Source organism: Aminobacter sp. MDW-2 (assembly GCF_014250155.1).
In the GTDB taxonomy this organism is placed as follows: Bacteria; Pseudomonadota; Alphaproteobacteria; order Rhizobiales; family Rhizobiaceae; genus Aminobacter; species Aminobacter ciceronei.
Genome location: NZ_CP060197.1, coordinates 5,761,592 through 5,781,790, shown reverse-complemented (window position 1 = coordinate 5,781,790; position 20,199 = coordinate 5,761,592). Strand labels below are relative to the sequence as shown.

Here is a 20,199-nt window from a genome sequence, read left to right as displayed (position 1 = left end):
CTGCGCAAACAAACCTTCCCGCCGAAGGTATGTTTTGGTCCAGTGGTTGAAGCGCTCTGGAGTGCTCTTCGGCTGCTCCGTCACGCCGCCGTGCCGATAGCGGAAACGCCCAGTTCCTTACGCACCAGCGGCGCCACCTTGGTGCCGTAGAGCTCGATCGCCTTCATGATCTTGTCGTGCGGCATGATGCCGATCGCCATCTGCAGCAGGAAGCGGTCATTCTTGAAGACATTGTGCTGGGCCACGATCTTCTCTGCCACCTGCTCCGGATTGCCGACGAACAGCGCGCCGTTGGCGCCGCGCGACTGGTCGAAATGCGCCCGAGACGTTGGGCCCCAGCCACGCTCGCGGCCGATGCGGTTCATCACCTCGGCCTGCGGCAGGTAGAAGTCGTCGGCCGCATGTTCGGTGGTCTCGCCGATGAAACCATGCACGTTGATGCTGGTGGCGAGCTTGGCCGGATCCTGGCCGGCGCGGCGCGCCGCCTCGCGGTAGAGATCGAAGAGCGGTGCGAAACGGGCCGGCTCGCCGCCGATGATGGCGAGCGCCAGCGGCAGGCCGAGCACGCCGGCACGTGCCGCCGACTGCGGCGTGCCGCCAATGGCGATCCAGATCGGCAAAAGCTCCTGATAGGGGCGGGGATAGACGCCGCGATCGTTGATCGGCGCCCGGTGTGTTCCTTGCCAGGTCACGCGTTCGCTGTCGCGCAATGCCAGGAGCAGATCGAGCTTCTCGGCGAAGAGCTCGTCATAGTCCTCGAGGTTGTAGCCGAACAGCGGAAACGATTCGATGAACGAGCCGCGACCGGCCATGATCTCGGCGCGGCCACCCGACAACTGGTCGAGGGTGGCGAACTGCTGGAACACACGCACCGGATCGTCCGAAGACAGCACGGTAACGGCGCTGGTCAAGCGGATGCGCTTGGTGCGCTCGGCAGCGGCGGCAAGTGCGATGACGGGTGCCGAGGCGGCATAGTCGGGGCGGTGGTGCTCACCCAGGCCGAAAACGTCGAGCCCGACCTGGTCGGCCAGCTCGATTTCCTCGATCAGATTGCGCAACCGCTGGTGGGCTCCGATGGCACCAGGCCCCGGCTCTGGGCTAACGTCTGCAAAAGTGTAGAGGCCAAGTTCCATGATCTCTGGTCCTGTCGCTATTGTTTGTGCTAGAGGTAGCCATCGCTCCACGAGGTCGCCAGACGCGATCTAGTGAACAATCCATATCGAGATTGGCGTCAAAGAGCGTTTCCTATCCGCAACATCACGCGAATTCATGGGAGACATGCCTTTTTGGCGCTTGAACTATGCCTTCGCGCGCGTATGTAAGCGGCGCGAAGTGACTCTAGGGAAATCAAATTGGCAATCTACCGAGAAAAAGACGCCTTTGAGCGGCGGAACGCCGCCAATGACGCAAAGAAAGCCCTCCTCGAAAAGTACAAGGCACGCCCCGCAGCTGACGATCCGGCCGTTCTGGCCCGTCAGGCCGAGCGCAAGGCAATCCTCGAGGCTCGCGCCATCCGTGAAGCCGAGAAGGAAAAGCTGAGGCAAGAGCGCCTGGCCCGCGAAGCCGTTGAAAAGGCCGAACGCGAAGCCAAGGCTGAAGCAGAACGTCTCGCCGCCGAAGAGGCCGCACAGGCTGAAGCAAAGGCGCGCGAGGCAGAGGAAGGCGATCGCATCGCCCGCCTGCTCGCCGACGAAGCCGAGCGCAAGGCCAAGCGCGACGCGCGTTACGCCGCGCGCAAGGCGCGTGGCAAGCGCATGCCGCCTTCGGCCAACTACGGCTGAACGCAGGTCGACCTTCGCCTGCACTCGCCGGAATGACGCATCGGCCCGTTAGTCGGGCTCGATAGCGCAAAACTCACATCGTCAGCGATTCGCGACCGGGGACTTGCCAAGCCCCGGGCGCGGATCGCTTTTGTGCGTCCGACGCACAATGCGTCGACCCCTGTGGATGTCAGGGCGTGCCAGATGAGAAATTGGGAAAGGTGAAGCCCGCCCGTTTCGGGCGGGCCGCCGCAAGTCTGCGGATCAGGCGACCAGCTTGAGGCCGACGATGCCCGAGACGATCAGGCCGATGCAGGCGAGGCGAAGTGCTGTGGCGGGCTCGCCGAGCAGCCAGATGCCAAGCATCGCGGTGCCGACTGTGCCGATACCGGTCCAGATCGCGTATGCCGTGCCGACCGGCAGCGTCTTCAGTGCCAGGCCGAGCAGGCCGAGACTGACGATCATCGAGGCGATAGTGAGCACCGTCGGCATCGGTTTGGTAAAGCCTTCGGTGTATTTCAGGCCGATGGCCCAGCCGATTTCGAAAATTCCCGCGAAAAACAGATAAGTCCAAGCCATGGAACGCTCCAATGGGATGGCGGGTCGTCCCGGCCGGTTTTTAGGGGAAGCGCAGGGCCGTCCCTGCGCCCGCTCAGATAGGACTTTCGCGAGAGAAGTTCAACCCGCGCCCGGCCGCGACAGCCGGGCGGGGTCTGCGTCGTGCCCGTGAGGACTACTTGTCCTTAAGCTTGGTCGCTTGCACCGGAGGCGCCTTGAAAGCCGGCGCAGGTGCTGGCTTCTTGGCGTCTTTCTTGGGTTTCCGGGCTTCTTTCCCGGCTTTCATCGCACCCTTGGCCATGATTCGTTTCTCCCGCTGCTGAGAAGTGGAGTGAAACGCGAAGTTGTCCGGCTTGCAAGAGGGGTCTTGAGCGCCGGGAGCGCCGGACGCCAAGGCCGCGAAAATGACTTGAGCGGGACCTCACGCTCGCTAAAGTCGCTGCGGTGAGGGACCGATGGCAGGACACTCCGGCTCCAGGCTAGTGATCTTTGCGGCTATTGCCGGCAATCTGCTGATTGCCGTCACCAAGTTCGTCGCCGCTGCCTTCACCGGCAGTTCGGCGATGCTGTCGGAAGGCGTGCATTCGCTCGTCGACACCGGCAATGGACTTTTGCTGCTCTACGGGCTGCATCGCGCCGCCCGGCCGCCTGATCTCACTCACCCGCTCGGCCATGGCCGCGAGCTCTATTTCTGGAGCTTCATCGTTGCCCTGCTGGTCTTCGCGCTTGGTGCCGGCGTGGCCTTCTATGAAGGCATCGTCCACATTCTCCACCCTGCGCCGATCGAGAATCCGCTCGTCAACTATGTGGTGCTTGGCGCCTGCATGGTGTTCGAGGGCGGCTCGTGGTTGGTTGCGCTCAGAGAATTCCGCCGCAGCAAGGGCAGTTTCGGCTACATCCAGGCGGTGCGACGGAGCAAGGACCCGAGCGTCTACACGGTGCTGTTTGAAGACAGTGCCGCCTTGCTGGGCCTGGTCATTGCCTTTGCCGGCATCTTTGCCGCGCATTATTTCGAGCAGCCCTGGCTCGACGGTGCCGCCTCGATCGGCATCAGCCTGATCCTTGGCGCCACGGCGGTGTTCCTGGCGCGTGAGAGCAAGGGTTTGCTGATGGGCGAGCCGGCTTCGGCGGACGTGCAGGCGGCGATACTGGCGATCGCCCAGGCCGATCCCGCTGTCGAGCAAGCTAATGGCGTGCTGACAGTGCATCTGGGGCCGGAGCAGGTGGTTGCCGGGCTCAGCCTCGACTTCGTCGACCACATCTCGGCGGCGAAGATCGAAGCCTGCGTCGAAAGACTGGAGGCGAAGCTCAAGGCCGAAGTTCCCGAGGTGACGTCGGTGTTCGTCAAGCCGCAGACGTCGCAGCGATGGAAGCTGCGTCATGACCGGATCGTGAACCCGAAGGCAGGGACGCCGATGCCCGAAGGCGGCTAGTGTGCCCGGGAATCACGCACTGCAGGACAGGAGGAGTTCGAAGTGAAGATCGAAGGCGGGTGCCATTGTGGCGCCATTACCTACAAGGCCGAAGTCGACCCGGAGAAGACGGCGATCTGCCATTGCACCGATTGCCAGAAACTGACCGGAACGGCCTTTCGCGTCACCGTTCCGGTGCCGGAGGACAAGATCGCGTTTTCGGGAGCGCCGAAGATTTACGTCAAGACAGGCGACAGCGGCAACAAACGCGCGCAGGGCTTCTGCCCCGAATGTGGCTCGCACCTGTTCGCCACTTCGGTCGGTGACGGACCCAAGGTCTATGGGTTGAGGACCGGAACTTCGGACCAGCGCGAGCAACTGGTGCCCCGCAAACAGGTCTGGCACCGATCGGCGTTGCACTGGCTGCCGGAGTTCGACGGCATGGAGACGGTGGAGAAACAGTCCTGAGGGCAGTGCTTTGCTGCGCTAGTCGCTTTCCTCGACGACGCGCAGCCTGAGCTGCCCAGTCTTGGAATCGGCAGCCCGGGCGCCCGGAGGCTGGGGCTTGGCCGTAACTTCCGCCTCGCCGGCATGGCCCGTGCCGAATTCCAGCGCCTCGATCTTTTCGCCGCGTTTGGTGACCTTGGACGACGATACGAGGATGTCGTCGATGTCCTTGCTCGACTGATCGAAATGCGTCTTGAGTTTACGCACGCGTTCGTCGAGGCGGCCGACATCTTCCATCAGGCGGATGACCTCGCCCTGGATCAGGTGCGCTTGTTCGCGCATGCGGGCGTCCTTGAGGATCGCCTGGATGACCTGGATCGACAGCATCAGCAGTGACGGCGACACGATGACGACGCGGGCGCGGTGGGCACGCTGCACCAGCGATTCGAAGTTCTCGTGGATTTCGGCGAAGATCGATTCCGAGGGCACGAACATGAAGGCGGTGTCCTGGGTCTCGCCCGAGATCAGGTACTTGTCGGCGATCGCCTTGATGTGGACTTCGAGATCGCGCCGGAAGGCCTGGGCGGCATATTTCTGCGCTTCAACCGCGCCTTCGGTATCGGCTGCCGCGCGAATGGCGTTCCACGCCTCGAGCGGAAACTTGGCGTCGATGACAAGTGACGGCGCGCCGTTCGGCATCCTGACAAGACAGTCCGGCCGGTTGTTGTTCGACAGCGTCGCCTGGAATTCGTAGGCGCCGAGCGGCAGGCCGTCGGCGACGATCGTCTCCATGCGCGACTGGCCGAAGGCGCCGCGCGTCTGCTTGTTGGAGAGGATCGCCTGCAGTTGCACCACCTGGCCGGCAAGCGACTGGATGTTGCCTTGTGCGGTATCGATGACCGCCAGCCGCTCCTGCAGCTTGGCCAGGCTCTCATGCGTCGATTTGGTCTGCTCGGTCATTGTCTGGCCAAGGCGGCCGGTCATGGCGTCGAGACGTTGGCTCAGCGATTGGGTCAGCTCCGCCTGGCGCGAGCCGAAGATTTCGGCCACCGTGCCGAGCCGGCCCTGCATCTCCGCCTGCGCCTGCAGGATACCCGCCATGCGGGCCTCGGCATCGCGGGCGTGGTCGGCGGCCTCGGCGGCTGCAACCGCGCGCGCCTTGGCCGAGCGCCACAGCGCCACCATCAGGACGACGACAAGTGCGACGAACAGCACGGCTGCAAACAGCAGCGCCTGCCCGAGCGTGAGCACGGAGGCGCCAAGCTGGGCGATGGGGGCGGACAGGATGCTGGAAAGCTCGTTCATGGCGCGCACCATAGCCGATTCGCACAAAAGGTTCAGATCAAAACGGGAACATCCTGGATCGAGCCCTGTTGACGGTTTTCGCCTGACATCCTAGTTGATGCGCATGACCATCAAGCCGCTCATCATCCTGCCCGATCCGCTCCTGCGCCTGGTTTCCAAGCCGGTCGAGCGCATCGACGACGCCACCCGCAAGTTCGCGCGCGACATGCTCGACACCATGTATGACGCGCCGGGCATCGGCCTTGCCGCCATCCAGGTCGGCGAGCCGCTGCGCATGCTGGTGATCGACCTTGCCAAGGAAGGCGAAGAGCCGGCGCCGATGACGGTCATCAATCCCGAGATCGTCTCGCGTAGCGACGATCGCTCGATCTATGAGGAAGGCTGCCTCTCGATCCCGGACTATTACGCCGAGGTCGAGCGCCCGGCCAAGGTGCGGGTCAAATATCTCGACGAGAACGCCAAGGAGCAGGAAGTCGAGGCCGACGGTCTGCTGGCCACCTGCCTGCAGCACGAGATCGACCATCTCGATGGCGTGCTGTTCATCGACTACATCTCCAAGCTCAAGCGCGACATGGTGATGAAGAAGTTCAAGAAGCTTGCCAAGGACCGTCCGCCGAGCCGCATGGTGGGGTGAGAGCCTGGCCGACCGGAGACTTCGACGGGCTTGACCTGAAGCTCGTAAACCCGTTTGAAGCGATGGCCTGAACGGTCGGCCGGCGCCGTCCGGGGCTGTGCGGGATAGCCGGAACAGAATGAGCCTTCGCGTCATCTTCATGGGCACGCCGGATTTTTCCGTGCCGACGCTGCGTGCGATATCAGAAGCCGGCCACGAGGTCGTTGCCGTCTATTCGCAGCCGCCGCGCGCCGCAGGGCGCCGCGGGCTGGAGCTGACGCCGTCGCCGGTGCAGCGCGAGGCCGAGCGGCTGGGCATCGAGGTGCGCACGCCGCTGTCGCTGAAGGGGGAGGCCGAACAGGCGGCCTTTGCCCAGCTTAAGGCCGACGTCGCAGTGGTCGTTGCATACGGTTTGCTGCTACCCAAGGCCATTCTTCAGGGCACGCGGCTTGGCTGCTACAACGGCCATGCCTCGCTGCTGCCGCGCTGGCGCGGGGCGGCTCCGATCCAGCGCGCCATCATGGCGGGCGATGCGGAAACCGGCATGATGGTCATGCGGATGGAAGAGGGATTGGACACCGGACCGGTGGCTCGACTTGAAAAAGTCGCGATTGGACCCGACATGACGGCCGGTGAGCTGCACGATCGCCTGATGGCGGCAGGCGCTTTGCTGATGGTGGACGCTCTCGCAGAGCTCGAAGCGGGCAAGCTGGAAACGGTGCCGCAGCCATCGGAAGGCGTGACCTACGCCAAAAAAATCGATAAAGCGGAGACGCGGATCGATTGGACCTTGCCGGCGACGGCGGTCGACAACAATATCCGCGGCCTATCGCCATTCCCCGGCGCATGGTGCGAAATCGAAATCGGCGGACGAACCGAGCGCTTGAAAATACTGCGCTCGCAACGCGCCGCTGGACAAGGAGAGCCGGGAACGGTTCTCGACGACCGGTTGGAGATTGCCTGCGGCGACGCTGCCGTGAGGTTGGTCGAGGTACAAAGGGCGGGAGGAAAACCCGTCACCGCGGATGAATTCCTGCGCGGTGCCAAGATCGAAAAAGGAATGAAGTTGTCATGAGCATGATGTCGATTAGGGCAGCTACGCCCCGCGACCGCGAGGCGATCCGCCTCGTAGAAGAACACGCCTTCGGGCAGCAGGCCGAGGCTGGTCTCGTCGATGCGCTGGTTGCCGAAGGCGATGCGGTCGTCGAACTGGTGGCTGAAGAGGATGGCGATGTGGTTGGCCACATCCTGTTTTCCAGGCTTTACATCCAGAACGGCGGCAAGACGGTTCCGGCGGTGGCGCTCGCCCCGCTGGCGGTCGAGCCCGATTTCCACGGCACCGGCATCGGTGGCGCGCTGGTCCGCGAAGCCCACATCCGGCTCAAGGATGCCGGCGAGACGATCGCCGTGGTGCTTGGCGATCCGGCCTATTATGGCCGCTTCGGCTACAGCCACGAGCGTGCAGCAGGGTTCGAGAGCGACTACCAGTGCGACGCGCTGCAGGCCCTGGCCTGGGGCGAGGCGCCCGAGACGGGCAAGCTGGTCTATGCCTCGGCCTTCGGTACTGCTCTTGCCGCGTAAAGCGGCCGGAGCTTTGACTGCACATGCCGCGCTATCGCCTTGATCTGGAATATGATGGTCGCGCCTATGCCGGGTGGCAGCGGCAGGCTGGCCTGCACACCGTGCAGGCGGCGATCGAGCAGGCGATCCTGAAGTTCTCGGGCGACGAAATCTCGCTGCGCGGCGCCGGCCGCACCGATGCGGGCGTGCATGCCACGGCTCAGGTCGCTCATGCCGACCTGACCAAGGCCTGGGCCGACGACAAGGTGCGCGACGCCGTCAACGCGCATCTGCAGATGGCCGGCGAAACCGTCGCCATCATCGCCGCCCGGCAAGTGCCTGACGAGTTCGATGCCCGCTTCTCCGCCACCGGGCGGCACTATATCTACCGTATTCTCAACCGACGCGCGCCGGCAGCGCTCGAGCGTGGCAAGGTCTGGTGGGTGCCCAAGCGCCTCGACCACGAGGCGATGGCGGACGCCGCCAAGCTCCTGCTCGGCCGGCATGATTTCACCACCTTCCGCTCGACGCAGTGCCAGGCGAACAGCCCGCTCAGGACGCTTGCCCAACTCGACGTGACGCGCAGCGGCGACATGATCGAAGTCAGGACGTCGGCGCGCTCGTTCCTTCACAATCAGGTCCGCTCGATGGTCGGCAGCCTGAAACGCGTCGGCGAGGGCGGCTGGACTGCCGACGACCTCAAGGCAGCCCTCGACGCACGCAACCGCGCCGCCTGCGGCCAGGTCGCGCCGCCCGACGGGCTCTATCTCAGCGGCGTCGATTATTGATCTCCAGAGTTGCGCTGCTTGGGGCGGAAAGCCGCGGCGCACTTGTCCTTGAATTGCTTCAGTAGATCGGATTGGTTCCGAGCTTCGGCGCCGGCCAGTCCTGGGTGATCCCGGGCTGTACAGGCCGTTCGAGATAGGTCGACAGCACGACATAGCTGCGCGTCGAGGTCACGCCTGGCGTGTCGTAGATGCGGGCGAGCAGCCCCTCCAGCGCGCGCGTGTCCTCGGTCCGCACCTTGAGCAGGATGCAGGCGTCGCCGGCAACCGTGTGGATTTCCTCGACCTCCGGAAACGACGAGACCGCCATCAGTTCCGGCGTCTTGCCCCAACCCCTGGTGTCGACATGGACGAAGGCCAGCAGCGGCTTGCCGACAGACCTCGGATCGGCCATGGCCACGGTCTGGCGGATGGCACCGGACCGGCGCATGCGCTTGACCCGCTCATGCGCCGCCGGCGCCGACAGGCCTGCCTTTTCGCCCAGTTCGGCGTAGGAGACCGTCGCGTCCTCGACCAGCACGCCTAACAGCCTTCGGTCGGCGGTATCGATCGAGCGCTCCGGCAGGCGGTTCTGCCGAATGCCGTCTGTTTCTTCATCCATCCGGAAATTCTCCGTTGAAGCCGAACATCATTCGGAGAATATGCGCCAATGTCGAACGTTGATCAAACACTTCCCGCTGCTGCCGAACCCGTGGCCCGCATTCCCCGGGCTGCCTATCTATTGACCGGCTGCATTGCCGTCATCGGTTCCAATTCGCTGGTCCTCGGCCCGATCGCGCCCGAGGTTGCGGCAGGCTTCGGCAGTTCCGTGCCGGTGGTCATGACGGCGGCCTCAGCCTTCGGGTTGGGCACCGCGGCAAGTGCCCTCTTCCTTGCCCGCTACATCGACCGCTTCGGCGCCAAGCGCATGTTGCAGCGGGCGCTGGCGTTGCTGGCCGTAGCCCTTTTGGCCAGTGCCGCGGCACCCCAGGTCATTGTGCTGGTCGCAGCGCAATTGCTGGCCGGCATCGCGGCCGGAATAGCCCTACCGGCGATCTATGCCAGCGCCGCGGCCGTTGCTCCACCCGGCCGCGAAAGCGGAACCATCGGCGTCGTGCTGACCGGCTGGACGCTGTCGATGGTCGCCGGCGTGTCGATGTCTGCCGTGCTCGCCGACCTCGTTCACTGGCGCGCGGTATTCGGCGCGGTGGCGCTGCTTTCTGCCATTGCGCTGGCAGCGATTTCGGCGATGTCGGCCGACGACAAGCCGGCCGGCGGTGTCGCTCCAGCGCCGCTGGGAGCGCTGGCGACGCCCGGCATCGTCCCGTTGTTGATCGCCTGTGGCGCCTTCATGACGGCGTTTTACGGCGTCTATGGCTATCTCGGCGATCATCTGCATCAGGCGCTCGGCCGGCCGGTCAGCGCCAATGGCCTCGCCGCCATTTCCTACGGCATCGGTTTCGGTGCCGCCGCACTGCTGGACGGCATTGTCGACCGCCTCGGCGCCCGGCGCGTCATGCCGATAGCCTATCTCGGCGTGGCAGCAATCTATGTGCTCATCGCGGCAGTCGCCGGCACTTTCACCATCCTGATCGCCACCATGGCCTTGTGGGGCTTGGGCAACCATTTCGGCTTGAACGTGCTGGTCATGCGCCTGTCCGCGCTCGACCCTAGCAGGCGTGGAACCATCATGGGGCTGAACAGCGCGGTGACCTATCTTGCCGTGTCGGTCGGCACCACCGCCTTCGGTCCGCTCTACGCCAATTACGGCTTTGCCGCTTCGGCAGTCGTTGCGGCCGTACTGATGCTAGGTGCTGCCGCTGCTGCCTGGCGTTGAGCTGCGGGCGCGGGGCGTTCAGGCCGGCAACTGGATGCCGAACAGGGCCTGCAGCGCAAACAGCACCAGCAGCGACACGAAGAACATGCCGGCGAAGACGGCCGACCCGATCGCCGCACCCTTGCCGATGGTGGCGTTGGTCATGCGCCAGGTGAACACCATCGCGAGTGCGAACACCGCCAACGACAGCAGCGAAACAACGTTGTCAGCCGCCGGAAACAGCATGCGGGCGAGCGCTGCCGGCAGCATCAGCCAGGCGATGATCGCGGACGTCCAGTTGCTGGCGACGACGTAATGGACGAAACGGTCGCCGATGCCGACGCGTGGCGCCACCAGTGCCAGCACGATGAGCGGCAAGACCCAGGCGCCGATGTCGACCATCGCCAGTCGGACGACGATCCCGAAGCGGCTGGCGAACGTCGCCGTCTCCAGCGCGACGTCATTGGACACCCCGGCCCAGCCGACAACGAGGGCGGGAACGGCAACCAGGATTGCGAAGAACGAATTCCAGAAGCCGTCGGCGCTGAGATCGAGCTGGCGCAGGCCGTCGGCCTTGCCCAGCATCAGCCGCCAGGCGCCCGCCAGATTCTGCTCGATTTCATCGCTTGCCAGCATCAGGGCCATTCGTCATCCGAACCAGTCTGCGAGGAACTGCTGGTAGACCTGTGTCAGCTGTTTGAGCTCGGCAAGCGGCACGCGCTCGTCGACCATGTGCATGGTCTTGCCGACGAGCCCGAACTCGACGACCGGGCAGTAGTCCTTGATGAAGCGTGCATCGGAGGTGCCGCCCGTCGTCGATAGTTTGGGCTTGCGTCCGGTGACGCGCTTGATGGAGCCGGCAAGCGCATCGATCAGCTTGTCGTTGCGGGTCAGGAAGACGTGGCTCGGCCGGTCGCGCCAGACGAGCTCGAACTCGACCGGCTCCTTGCGGCCCTTGCGGTACTTCTTGCGCCCGCTCGCCTTGTCCAACCGGTTATGGATCTCGGCCTGCAGCGTCTCGGCCGTCCAGCTGTCGTTGAAGCGGATGTTGAAGCTGGCGGTAGCCTTGGCCGGAATGACGTTCGTCGCCGGATTGCCGACGTCGAAGGTGGTGACCTCCAGGTTCGATGGCTGGAAATCCTTGGTGCCCTTGTCGAAGACCGGGTTGAGCAGCGCATCGACCAGGGTCATCAGCCCGCGCACCGGGTTGTCGGCGAGATGCGGATAGGCGGCGTGGCCTTGCCTGCCGTTGACGGTGATGGTGGCCGAGATCGAACCCCGGCGGCCGATCTTGATCATGTCGCCGAGCGCATCGGGGTTGGTCGGCTCGCCGACCAGCGATGCGTCCCACTTTTCGCCGCGCGAGGCCGCCCATTCGAGCAGCTTGACCGTGCCGTTGATCGACGGGCCTTCCTCGTCGCCGGTGATCAGCAGCGAAATCGAACCTTTCGGGCCGCCATGGGCTTCGACGTGGCGGGCGACGGCGGCGATGAAGCAAGCGATGCCGCCCTTCATGTCGACGGCGCCGCGGCCATACATTTCGCCATTGTCGATGGCTGCCGAAAACGGCGGATGCTTCCACGCCGCCTCGTCGCCGATCGGCACCACGTCGGTATGGCCGGCAAACATCAGATGCGGCCCGTTGCCCGAGCGGCGGGCATAGAGGTTCTCGACGTCAGGCGTGCCGTCCTCGGAAAAGGTCGGGCGGTCGACGGCGAAGCCGAGCGGCTTCAGCATGGTCTCAAGTGCGGACAGCGCACCGCCTTCGGTCGGCGTAACCGACGGGCAGCGGATGAGGGCGGCGAGGTTTTCGGCGGGATCTGTCGGCAGTTTCATGGCGACAGCGATAATCGAATCGCCGGTTCCTGTCACGACGGTCGTTTGTACCAGCGACATCGGCCTCCAGCTTCGCAAAAGCGTGGGGCGATCAGGCGCGGCCCTGGTCACGAGCGCCGCAACGGGCAAGCGTCGATGTCGAGATTGAACGCGGCAACGGGTGAGACGACGTCACCTACGATTTTTAAGTCGGTCCTTAAGTCTCCTGCAATCAGCTGCTGGCATTGTCGCGGCATGAGAATTGCCACGATCACCCACTGGGCCTACGGCATCACTGTCGTCCTGACGGCGCTTTCCGGCGTTTCGTTCATCCTGTCGTCCAACAGCGCCCTCCAGGAGCGCGCTGCGGCCGAGGAGCATCTCACGCTCGACACGCTGGCCGAAGATCTTGCCCTTGGTGCGGAAATGCGCAGCGACGAAGCGAGGCTTTACGTGATGCGCGGTGAGGTGCGCCATCTCCAGGCGTTTCGCGTGCAAGAGGCTGCGGAACGGCGGCTGGAGACCGTTGCGTCGGACCTGGCGGCCCGCGATCCCGCGCCGGCAGAAGCTGCGGCGCTGCGTGCGATCAATGCTCACGCGGACGAGCTGGACAAGCTCGAGGCAGCCGCCATAACGGCCTATCAGAACGGCGACAAGACGACCGCGCAGGAAGCTCTTTTCGGCGCCGAACACGAACGGGTCCAGAATGCGCTGCTTCAGACGGTCACCCATTTCCGCGACCTGACCGCAGCGCGCACGACTGCGGCACTCGATGCGGCTCGCGACCGCAGCAACTGGTGGAGCCTTGTCGCCAAGGTCATGCTGGCGACCACGGGGGCGCTGTTCGTGGCCGTGCTCTATTTCGTTCTCAGCCGCCGGGTAGCGACGCCGTTGCGCCACATGACCGGGATCGTCAGCCGGCTGGCCAAGCAGGACTACAGCGTCGAGGTTCCGGTCAATCGTCGGGCCGACGAAATCGGCGAGATGAGCGATGCCATCGAGGGCTTCCGCACGAACCTGATCGAGCGTGAAAAACTCGACGCCGAACGGCGTGCCGACCAGCATATGAAAGACCTCATCCTCCAGATGATGCACCGCGTGCAGGCATGCCGTGACCAGTTGGAGCTGACGGACGTGGTCGTGCGCTTCGCGCCACAGATTTTCCCCGACCTTGCCGGCGGCCTCTATGTCCTCAACGAAGGCAAGACAGCGCTGGCACGTGTCGGCCTCTGGCTCGATCCGGATCACTCCGCGGCGGAGTTCCCGGCCACGGCCTGCTGGGGTCTGCGGCGCGGCCGTACTCATCACAGCGGCGGCAGCGGCGCCGACGTTCCCTGCCAGCACGTGGATCCGCCTGGCGTCGCGACGCTCTGCGTGCCCCTGACGGCCCAGGGCGACATGATCGGGCTGCTCTATCTCGAAGAGCGCGTCGATGGCGCGCTCGAGCCGGCAGGGCCGCGGCTTTACCTCGAACTCATTGCCGAGAATGTCGGCCTTGCCATTGCCAATCTGCAATTGCAGGCAAAGCTGACGGCACTTGCGGTGAGCGATCCGCTCACCGGCCTGTTCAATCGTCGGTTCCTCGACGAGACGCTGCGGCGGCACGCCCGGGACCACCGGGACGAGCCGCTCGCCTGCCTGATGATCGACATCGACCATTTCAAGCGCTTCAACGATCAGTTCGGCCATGACGCCGGCGACCTCGTCATGCAATTCGTCGGGCAGTCGCTGCGCGAAGCCTGTGCGTCGTCCGGCGATGCTTTCCGCTTCGGCGGCGAGGAATTCACCGCCCTTCTGCCGTCCTTCGGCGAGGCGGACGCGATGGTGCTTGCCGACATGCTGCGCGACAAGATCGGCGGCTTCGCACTCTCTTATGCCGGCCAGCGTCTCGGCGCCGTCTCCGTCTCCGTCGGCGTGGCGGTGTCCCCGGCGGGCGGTTCGGTCGAGACACTTGTGACGCGTGCCGACGCGGCCCTGCTGGAGGCGAAAGCCGGCGGCCGCAACCGGACGATTGCTGCAAGCAACATCAGAAAATCGGCCTGAGGCGCAGGTCGGCTCCCTGCCGGCGACCGCCATGATGCCATGCTCCCCGGTCTGGCAGGCATTGCCACGCCGGGTCTGCTGTCGCTTATAGTGGACTTCGGGAGGGCGCATGGCCAAGGATCATCGGATGATCGTCGTCGCTGGTGCCGGCAGCATCGGCTGCCACGCCGGGGCGTGCCTGGCGCTGGCCGGGCGCGACGTGAGCCTGTTGGCGCGGCCTCGCGTCACTGCCGCGATCAAGGCCGGCGGCCTGCGGGTCAGCGACATCGACGGCTTCGACCGCCTGCTTGCCGCCGGCGCCATCGCAGTCACGATCGACCCCTCGGTGCTGTCCCACGCCGATGTCGTGCTGGTTGCCGTCAAGAGCGGCGACACAGCCGCCATGGCCGAGCTTGTCGCCCGGCATGCGCCGGAAAGTGCCGTCGTCGTCAGTTTGCAGAACGGCATCGACAACGCAGCCAAGCTGCGCGCAGCGCTCGGCCGGCGCCGGGTGGTGGCCGGAATGGTACCGTTCAACGTCGTCCAGTCGGCCGAAGGCGAGCTGCCGCTCCGTGTCCACCGCGCCAGTGCCGGGACGGTGCTGATCGAGGCCGGAGACGAGCGTCTGCGCGAGCTGCTCGACGTCGAGGGCTTTGCGGTCGCCACCCACACCGACATGCCGGCCGTCCAGTGGGGTAAGCTTTTGATGAACCTCAACAATGCGCTTGTCGCGCTGTCCGGATTGCCGCTGGCGGCACAACTGGCGGACGCCAGCTGGCGCCGCATCCTCGCCGGGCAGATCGACGAGGCGCTGGCGGCGATGAAGGCGAATGGCATCGTTCCCGCAAAGGCAGCGGCAGTGCCGCCCGCATTGTTGCCGACGGTACTGCGCCTGCCCGACTGGCTGTTCCTGCGCCTGGCCAGGCGCATGCTGGCCATCGACCCGACGGCGCGCTCGTCGATGTGGGAGGACCTGCAACGGCGGCGCGGGACCGAGATCGATGCGCTTCAGGGCACCATCCTCGGGCTCGCGCGAAAAGCCGGCACCCCGGCCACGCTGACCGAGCGCATCGTCGCCCTGGTGCGCGACGCGGAAGCCAGGGGCAAGGGGTCGCCCAGGCTGAAGCCGGAGCAGGTTGCCGGCAGCTAGCGCCGGGCTGTTTCGATCATCGTGATCTTCTGCCAGATCTTGCGCGACAGGTTCGAGCCGAGCTCCTCGATGTCGTTGACCGCCTTCAGCACGACGTCGTCATTGACCGATTGCGCGAAAAGGGCGGCCAGCTTGCCGGTCAGCGACAGCATTTCGGAGCAATAGTCGAGATAACGCGCAAGGTCCGCCGACTTGGTGATGCGTGCCGGCGAATGCGGGGTCGGGCTGAAGCTTTCAGACAGCGTTGCCGGATCCTTGGTCAGCTGGTGCATGTCGATGACGTGGATCAGCGAGCGCAGCCCGTGCAGTTGCCTGAACGTGCGCTTGCGCTTGATGTGTTCCTCGACGCGGATCAGCGCGAGGAAACCGAGCCCAGCGAGGATCAGCGTGTTGAGCGAGGCCTCGATGCCTTGCACGAAATCGAACGCGCCGGTCGAGATGCGGTCGAAGGACAGGATCGTGCCGATGAACAGGAAGATGCCGGCGCCCGACGCGATGGCAAGCCCGATCAGGATGCGCAGCCACCAGATCGGCTGCTCCAGCGCCTTGGCCGAAGCGGCGAGGTCGCGTGCCAGGCGGACAAGCTCCTGGCTGACGCGGGACAGGCCGGCATCGGGGAACCGTTCGCTCACGCGCTGGCTCAACGTCTCGGCTGTTGCGATGATCTTGGCCGGGTCGAGCGTTCTGTAAGACATCGAACCCGGGCCTTTTTGCGCGGTTACTTCGGCGCGTTGGTGGTGTTACCGAACTGGTTCGGGCCCGGCGTGCCGGGGAAGAAGCACAGCGCGATGAAGGCAAAGATCGACACCACCGGGATGAACAGCGCGACCGCAAACAGGCCGGGTTTGTCGAAGTCATGCAGGCGTTTGACGCTGAAGGCGATATGCGCCCACAGGAAGGTCAGGAAGGTTGCGCCGAACAGCATCGACCAGACCTGCGCCGCACCGCTTTCGGGGTGCACACGCATGAACTGGTAGAGCGGGAACGACATCACCACCAGCATGAACAGGAAGCCGAGCAGGTAGGCCGCGCGGTTGACGCGGCCCGAAAAGCGAAAGAACAACCAGAAGAAATCGACGTTGTTAGGCAAGCGGATCCGGTCCGAATTGGTTGGCGCCCCTGGTGCCTTCGAGGATGCCGAGTTCGACCAGGATCCAGATGGCGCCGATGACGGGCACGAGTGCGATCAGGCTCCACCAGCCCGACTTGTCGCGGTCATGCCAGCGTTTGGCATAGATTGCCAGTGCGAAATAGATCATGCCGATGGTGACGATGATGGAGATGACGCCGGCGCCTGAGTTGCCGATGTCGAGGCCGAGCATCATGTCGAGCAGGTTGGCGACGATGCTGACGACGATCATCACGCCGATGCCGGCCCAGAACTTGGCCCGGTTGATACGACCATCGAAGCTGGTCAGAAGATACTTCCAGTCCATTTCACCCCTCCGAAGCCAACCGGCGCACATTTCTCGTGCGCCGGTCGAAGTTGCTTCGGTTTCAGTGAAAGATCAATCGCGCAGCAGTTCGTTGATCGAGGTCTTGGACCGGGTCTTGGCGTCGACGCGCTTGACGATGACGGCGCAGTAGAGGCTTGGGCCGGCATCGCCGTTCGGCAACGGCTTGCCCGGCAGCGAGCCGGCGACGACGACCGAATTGGCCGGCACTTCGCCGTAGAACACTTCGCCGGTGGCGCGGTCGACGATCTTGGTCGACTGGCCGATGAATACGCCCATGCCGAGCACCGAGCCTTCGCGCACGATGCAGCCCTCGACGACCTCCGAGCGCGCGCCGATGAAGCAGTTGTCCTCGATGATGGTCGGGCCCGCCTGCATCGGCTCGAGCACGCCACCGATGCCGACGCCGCCGGACAGGTGCACGTTCTTGCCGATCTGGGCGCAGGAGCCGACCGAGGCCCAGGTGTCGACCATGGTGCCGGTGTCGACATAGGCGCCGACATTGACGAAGGACGGCATCAAAACGGCTCCCGGAGCGACGAAGGCCGACTTGCGCACGACGGCTGAAGGCACGGCGCGGAAGCCGGCCTTTTCGAAGTCGACAGCACCCCAGCCGTCAAACTTGGACGGCACCTTGTCCCACCACGAGCCGCCGCCGGGCGCGCCCGAGATCAGCTCCATCGGGTTGAGGCGGAAGGACAGCAGCACCGCCTTCTTGAGCCACTGGTTGACCTGCCACTTGCCGTCGTCCTGGCGCTGGGCGACACGGGCCGTACCCTTGTCCAAAAGGTCGAGTGCGGTCTCGATGGCGTCGCGGATTTCGCCGCGGGTCGACGTCGAAATGCCGTCGCGTTCCTCGAACGCCCGATCAATTGTCTTTTCCAGGCTGGCGAGATCGGGCTTCGACATAAACATCTCCGTTACGGGCCGTTAAGGTTAAGGCTTCTAAGCTGGCATAAAATCGCGCGGACCCTATTTCAGGCTTATCTGGGGGTCAATCGCGGTGACGCCGCGGAATGTCGCGGGCAACGAAATTTGAGGTCGAGCATATAATGAATCCAATGGACAAGGCTGGCTGGACGCCGCTGCCGCACTCCGACGAGGATCTCGAGCGTTCCAAGAGTGTGCCCGACACGCCGCAGACGCGCGCCTCGACATACAGGCTTGCCTGGAACGATGAAGACTTCATGACCCAGCGCGACCTGCGCCCGGTGCGGCTGCAGCTCGAACTGCTCAAGACCGAGATGATCCTCGCCGAGCGCGGCATACGTTCGACGGTCATCCTGTTTGGTGGTGCGCGCATTCCGGAGCCGGGCGGCGAGGCCTGGGCTGCCAAGAACGAGACGCAGCGCAAGAACCTCGAGGCCAACAGCAGATATTATGACGAGGCGCGCAAGTTTGCCCGCCTGTGCTCGCAGCATTCGGCCGCGTCCTACTATCGCGAGTTCGTCGTCGTCACCGGCGGCGGGCCGGGCGTTATGGAAGCCGGCAACCGCGGTGCCGACGATGTCGGAGCCCCCTCGATCGGCCTCAACATCGTCTTGCCGCACGAGCAGGCGCCTAACCCCTATGTGACGCCGGAGCTGTGCTTCAATTTCCACTATTTCGCCATCCGCAAGATGCACTTCGTCATGCGCGCCAAGGCGGTCGCCGTGTTCCCCGGCGGCTTCGGCACGATGGACGAGTTCTTCGAAACGCTGACGCTGATCCAGACGGGGCGTATGGAGCGGGTGCCAGTCATCCTGTTCGGCAAGTCATTCTGGGAGCGGGCGATCGACCTCGATTTCCTCGCCGATCAGGGCACGATCACGCCCGGCGACCAGGACATCATCGACTTTGTCGACACCGCCGACGAGGCCTGGGACATCATCGCCAGATTCTACAGCCTTTGAGCCGGCGTCCACCGGCAGCGGCCGGTGGACGAGCGTCGCCAGCACGAAGGAGATGATCATCAGCAGATACCAGGCGCCGAGCTTCTGGATCGAGACCGGCGTCCAGCCATCGTGCTGGCCGGGATAGATCCAGGCGCGCGACCAAGTGCCGATGTTCTCTGCAAACCAGATGAACAGCGAAACCAGCAGGAAGCCGAGCAAAAGCGGCATGCGGTGGCGGAAGCGGAAGACGCGGTAGTGCACGACGGTGCGGAAATAAAGCACTGCTGTGACGGCAAACAGTCCGTAGCGGATATCGATGACGAAGTGGTGGGCGAAGAAGTTGACGTAGATCGCCGCGCACAGAAGCATTGTTGCCCATAACGGCGGATAATGCGTGTAGCGCATGTCGAAGATGCGGCTGACGCGGGCGAGGTAGGAGCCGACGGCCGCATACATGAAGCCCGAAAACAACGGGACCGCGCCGATGCGGAACAGGCTGTCTTCCGGGTAGGCCCAGGAACCTGCCTGTGTCTTGAACACCTCCATGGCCGTGCCGACGATGTGGAAGATCAGGATAACCTTGGCTTCCGACGGCTTTTCCAGCTTGAGCGCCAGCATCGTCAGCTGGATGGCGACGGCCGAGAGGAACAGGAAGTCGTAGCGGGCAAGGGCGACCCCGTCCGGCCACCACAGCTTGGTTGCCATGATCAGCGCCAGCATGGCACCGCCGAACAGACAGGCCCAGGCCTGCTTCAGCCCGAAGACGAGGAATTCGACGACCGCGCCAGAGAGGCCTCCGGCGGGCAGGCGGTCGAGAACGGCATGGGCCGCTGCATCGATCCGCGCCTCGACGGAGGTGAAACGGCTCAAGCGGCGTTGGCCTCGACGATGGTGGTCAGGAAGCTTGCGAGATCGTCGGTGACGTAGTCGACGTCGTCCTCATGGGTCGGATCGCTTTCCCAGATCTCGGAGAAGGTCGGCTCGAAATTGCGCGGCACGATCAAGACCGTGGTCATGCCGAGCGACTTCGGCACCGACAGGTTACGCGCCAGGTCCTCGAACATGACAGCGTTGGCGCCTGTCACCTTGTGCAAGGCGGCGAAGGTCTCGTAGGGCTGGCGCGCCGGCTTGGGCGTAAGCCCTGCGGCGACGATGTCGAAAATGTCGTCGAAATGGTCGAGGATGCCGAGCTGGCGCGCGGTGCGCTCGGCATGGCTGCGGTTGCCGTTGGTGAAGATGAACTTGCGGCCCGGCAATTGGCGGATGGCGGCACCCAGCACCGGGTCCGGCACAAGCCAGGAATAGTCGATGTCGTGGACGTGTTCGAGGAACGCGTCGGGGTCGATGCCGTGACGCTGCATCAGCCCGTTCAGCGTCGTGCCGTACTCCAGATAGAGCTCCTTCTGGAGCTTGCGCGCATCCTCGCGCGACAAGGTCAGAAGCTCTGCGACATAGCCGGTCATCTTCACGTCGATCTGCGAAAACAGATTCGAGTGGTGCGGATACAGCGTGTTGTCGAGGTCGAAGACCCAGTCGGTGACGTGGTCGAAGCGAGCGGGATCGGGTGTGTCGGTCATGCCGCCCTTATGCCACGGTTCGAGAATTTTGGAAGCACCTGCATAAGGCCAGTCTGGCTCTCGACAATGGCC

At 64.4% G+C, this 20,199-nt stretch carries 23 protein-coding genes and 1 pseudogene; 11 read left to right on the top strand and 13 right to left on the bottom strand.

Annotation, left to right across the window (positions count from 1 at the left end):
- Positions 1 to 80 precede the first annotated feature (80 nt).
- Entirely contained in the window at positions 81 to 1,133 is a 1,053-nt protein-coding gene (locus H5P29_RS28510; RefSeq protein ID WP_067965667.1) for an LLM class flavin-dependent oxidoreductase, read from the bottom strand.
- A gap of 219 nt (positions 1,134 to 1,352) precedes the next feature.
- Between H5P29_RS28510 and H5P29_RS28505 the strand changes: the two genes are divergently transcribed.
- On the top strand, positions 1,353 to 1,781 hold the full coding sequence (locus tag H5P29_RS28505; RefSeq protein ID WP_067965665.1) for a DUF6481 family protein: 429 nt from the start codon (positions 1,353 to 1,355) through the stop codon (positions 1,779 to 1,781).
- A gap of 243 nt (positions 1,782 to 2,024) precedes the next feature.
- Here the strand turns inward: H5P29_RS28505 and sugE are convergent, their stop codons facing one another.
- Positions 2,025 to 2,339 carry a quaternary ammonium compound efflux SMR transporter SugE gene (sugE, locus tag H5P29_RS28500; protein WP_067965664.1) on the bottom strand — a complete coding sequence of 105 codons (315 nt, stop codon included), beginning with the start codon at positions 2,337 to 2,339 and terminating at the stop codon, positions 2,025 to 2,027.
- Positions 2,340 to 2,493: 154 nt separating this feature from the next.
- Complete coding sequence (locus tag H5P29_RS32855) at positions 2,494 to 2,619, bottom strand: hypothetical protein (RefSeq protein WP_018426265.1); 126 nt, start codon at positions 2,617 to 2,619, stop codon at positions 2,494 to 2,496.
- 154 nt (positions 2,620 to 2,773) lie between these two features.
- Here H5P29_RS32855 and H5P29_RS28495 point away from each other — a divergent pair, with 154 nt between their 5' ends.
- Entirely contained in the window at positions 2,774 to 3,751 is a 978-nt protein-coding gene (locus H5P29_RS28495) for a cation diffusion facilitator family transporter (protein WP_154385918.1), read from the top strand.
- Positions 3,752 to 3,793: 42 nt separating this feature from the next.
- Entirely contained in the window at positions 3,794 to 4,198 is a 405-nt protein-coding gene (locus H5P29_RS28490; RefSeq protein ID WP_067965660.1) for a GFA family protein, read from the top strand.
- 18 nt (positions 4,199 to 4,216) lie between these two features.
- Here the strand turns inward: H5P29_RS28490 and H5P29_RS28485 are convergent, their stop codons facing one another.
- The gene (locus tag H5P29_RS28485) at positions 4,217 to 5,482 is read right to left on the bottom strand and encodes a DNA recombination protein RmuC (RefSeq protein WP_067967144.1); all 1,266 of its coding nucleotides are present in this window, start codon (positions 5,480 to 5,482) and stop codon (positions 4,217 to 4,219) included.
- A 103-nt stretch (positions 5,483 to 5,585) separates the two neighbouring features.
- Between H5P29_RS28485 and def the strand changes: the two genes are divergently transcribed.
- The 4 genes from def (at position 5,586) to truA (ending at position 8,443) form a co-directional block, all read left to right on the top strand.
- Positions 5,586 to 6,116, top strand: coding sequence for a peptide deformylase (gene def, locus H5P29_RS28480; protein WP_067967142.1), 531 nt, complete (start codon positions 5,586 to 5,588; stop codon positions 6,114 to 6,116).
- A gap of 118 nt (positions 6,117 to 6,234) precedes the next feature.
- Positions 6,235 to 7,170 carry a methionyl-tRNA formyltransferase gene (gene fmt / locus H5P29_RS28475; protein WP_154385917.1) on the top strand — a complete coding sequence of 312 codons (936 nt, stop codon included), beginning with the start codon at positions 6,235 to 6,237 and terminating at the stop codon, positions 7,168 to 7,170.
- Entirely contained in the window at positions 7,167 to 7,676 is a 510-nt protein-coding gene (locus H5P29_RS28470; protein ID WP_067965654.1) for a GNAT family N-acetyltransferase, read from the top strand. The genes fmt and H5P29_RS28470 overlap by 4 nt, the downstream gene beginning before the upstream one ends.
- Positions 7,677 to 7,699: 23 nt before the next feature.
- On the top strand, positions 7,700 to 8,443 hold the full coding sequence (gene truA / locus H5P29_RS28465; protein WP_067965652.1) for a tRNA pseudouridine(38-40) synthase TruA: 744 nt from the start codon (positions 7,700 to 7,702) through the stop codon (positions 8,441 to 8,443).
- 58 nt (positions 8,444 to 8,501) lie between these two features.
- Here truA and H5P29_RS28460 read toward each other — a convergent pair whose 3' ends face one another.
- Complete coding sequence (locus tag H5P29_RS28460) at positions 8,502 to 9,041, bottom strand: Lrp/AsnC family transcriptional regulator (protein WP_067965650.1); 540 nt, start codon at positions 9,039 to 9,041, stop codon at positions 8,502 to 8,504.
- 48 nt (positions 9,042 to 9,089) lie between these two features.
- On the opposite strand from H5P29_RS28460, the gene H5P29_RS28455 reads away from it, so the two are divergent.
- Positions 9,090 to 10,256 (top strand): MFS transporter, encoded by a 1,167-nt coding sequence (locus H5P29_RS28455; RefSeq protein ID WP_067965647.1) that lies wholly within the window; start codon positions 9,090 to 9,092, stop codon positions 10,254 to 10,256.
- An 18-nt stretch (positions 10,257 to 10,274) separates the two neighbouring features.
- Here the strand turns inward: H5P29_RS28455 and H5P29_RS28450 are convergent, their stop codons facing one another.
- Positions 10,275 to 10,871 (bottom strand): transporter, encoded by a 597-nt coding sequence (locus H5P29_RS28450; RefSeq protein ID WP_067967141.1) that lies wholly within the window; start codon positions 10,869 to 10,871, stop codon positions 10,275 to 10,277.
- Between the two features lie 12 nt (positions 10,872 to 10,883).
- A complete protein-coding gene (gene dapE / locus H5P29_RS28445) occupies positions 10,884 to 12,071 on the bottom strand; it encodes a succinyl-diaminopimelate desuccinylase (RefSeq protein ID WP_154385960.1) in 1,188 nt (395 codons plus the stop codon).
- Between the two features lie 234 nt (positions 12,072 to 12,305).
- Here dapE and H5P29_RS28440 point away from each other — a divergent pair, with 234 nt between their 5' ends.
- Together H5P29_RS28440 and H5P29_RS28435 are read left to right on the top strand one after the other, a co-directional pair.
- Positions 12,306 to 14,093: a diguanylate cyclase gene (locus H5P29_RS28440; protein WP_154385916.1), complete on the top strand. Its 1,788-nt coding sequence runs from the start codon at positions 12,306 to 12,308 to the stop codon at positions 14,091 to 14,093.
- Positions 14,094 to 14,202: 109 nt separating this feature from the next.
- Positions 14,203 to 15,222: a 2-dehydropantoate 2-reductase gene (locus H5P29_RS28435; RefSeq protein WP_067965643.1), complete on the top strand. Its 1,020-nt coding sequence runs from the start codon at positions 14,203 to 14,205 to the stop codon at positions 15,220 to 15,222.
- Here the strand turns inward: H5P29_RS28435 and H5P29_RS28430 are convergent.
- The 4 genes from H5P29_RS28430 to dapD form a co-directional block, all read right to left on the bottom strand.
- Positions 15,219 to 15,917, bottom strand: coding sequence for a hypothetical protein (locus tag H5P29_RS28430; protein WP_154385915.1), 699 nt, complete (start codon positions 15,915 to 15,917; stop codon positions 15,219 to 15,221). The genes H5P29_RS28435 and H5P29_RS28430 overlap by 4 nt on opposite strands.
- A gap of 23 nt (positions 15,918 to 15,940) precedes the next feature.
- A complete protein-coding gene (locus H5P29_RS28425) occupies positions 15,941 to 16,312 on the bottom strand; it encodes a DUF805 domain-containing protein (RefSeq protein ID WP_067965639.1) in 372 nt (123 codons plus the stop codon).
- On the bottom strand, positions 16,305 to 16,658 hold the full coding sequence (locus tag H5P29_RS28420) for a DUF805 domain-containing protein (protein WP_067965636.1): 354 nt from the start codon (positions 16,656 to 16,658) through the stop codon (positions 16,305 to 16,307). Before H5P29_RS28420 ends, H5P29_RS28425 begins: the two co-directional genes overlap by 8 nt.
- Positions 16,659 to 16,730: 72 nt before the next feature.
- Positions 16,731 to 17,585, bottom strand: coding sequence for a 2,3,4,5-tetrahydropyridine-2,6-dicarboxylate N-succinyltransferase (dapD, locus tag H5P29_RS28415; protein WP_067965635.1), 855 nt, complete (start codon positions 17,583 to 17,585; stop codon positions 16,731 to 16,733).
- A 143-nt stretch (positions 17,586 to 17,728) separates the two neighbouring features.
- On the opposite strand from dapD, the gene H5P29_RS33010 reads away from it, so the two are divergent.
- Positions 17,729 to 18,568 carry an LOG family protein gene (locus H5P29_RS33010; RefSeq protein ID WP_154385914.1) on the top strand — a complete coding sequence of 280 codons (840 nt, stop codon included), beginning with the start codon at positions 17,729 to 17,731 and terminating at the stop codon, positions 18,566 to 18,568.
- Between the two features lie 3 nt (positions 18,569 to 18,571).
- Here the strand turns inward: H5P29_RS33010 and H5P29_RS28405 are convergent.
- Both H5P29_RS28405 and H5P29_RS28400 read right to left on the bottom strand, forming a co-directional pair.
- Positions 18,572 to 19,420: pseudogene (locus tag H5P29_RS28405) on the bottom strand (DUF817 domain-containing protein); the annotation flags it as partial.
- Entirely contained in the window at positions 19,417 to 20,127 is a 711-nt protein-coding gene (locus H5P29_RS28400; protein WP_067965631.1) for a pyrimidine 5'-nucleotidase, read from the bottom strand. The gene H5P29_RS28400 and the pseudogene H5P29_RS28405, both read right to left, overlap by 4 nt.
- Between the last annotated feature and the right edge of the window lie 72 nt (positions 20,128 to 20,199).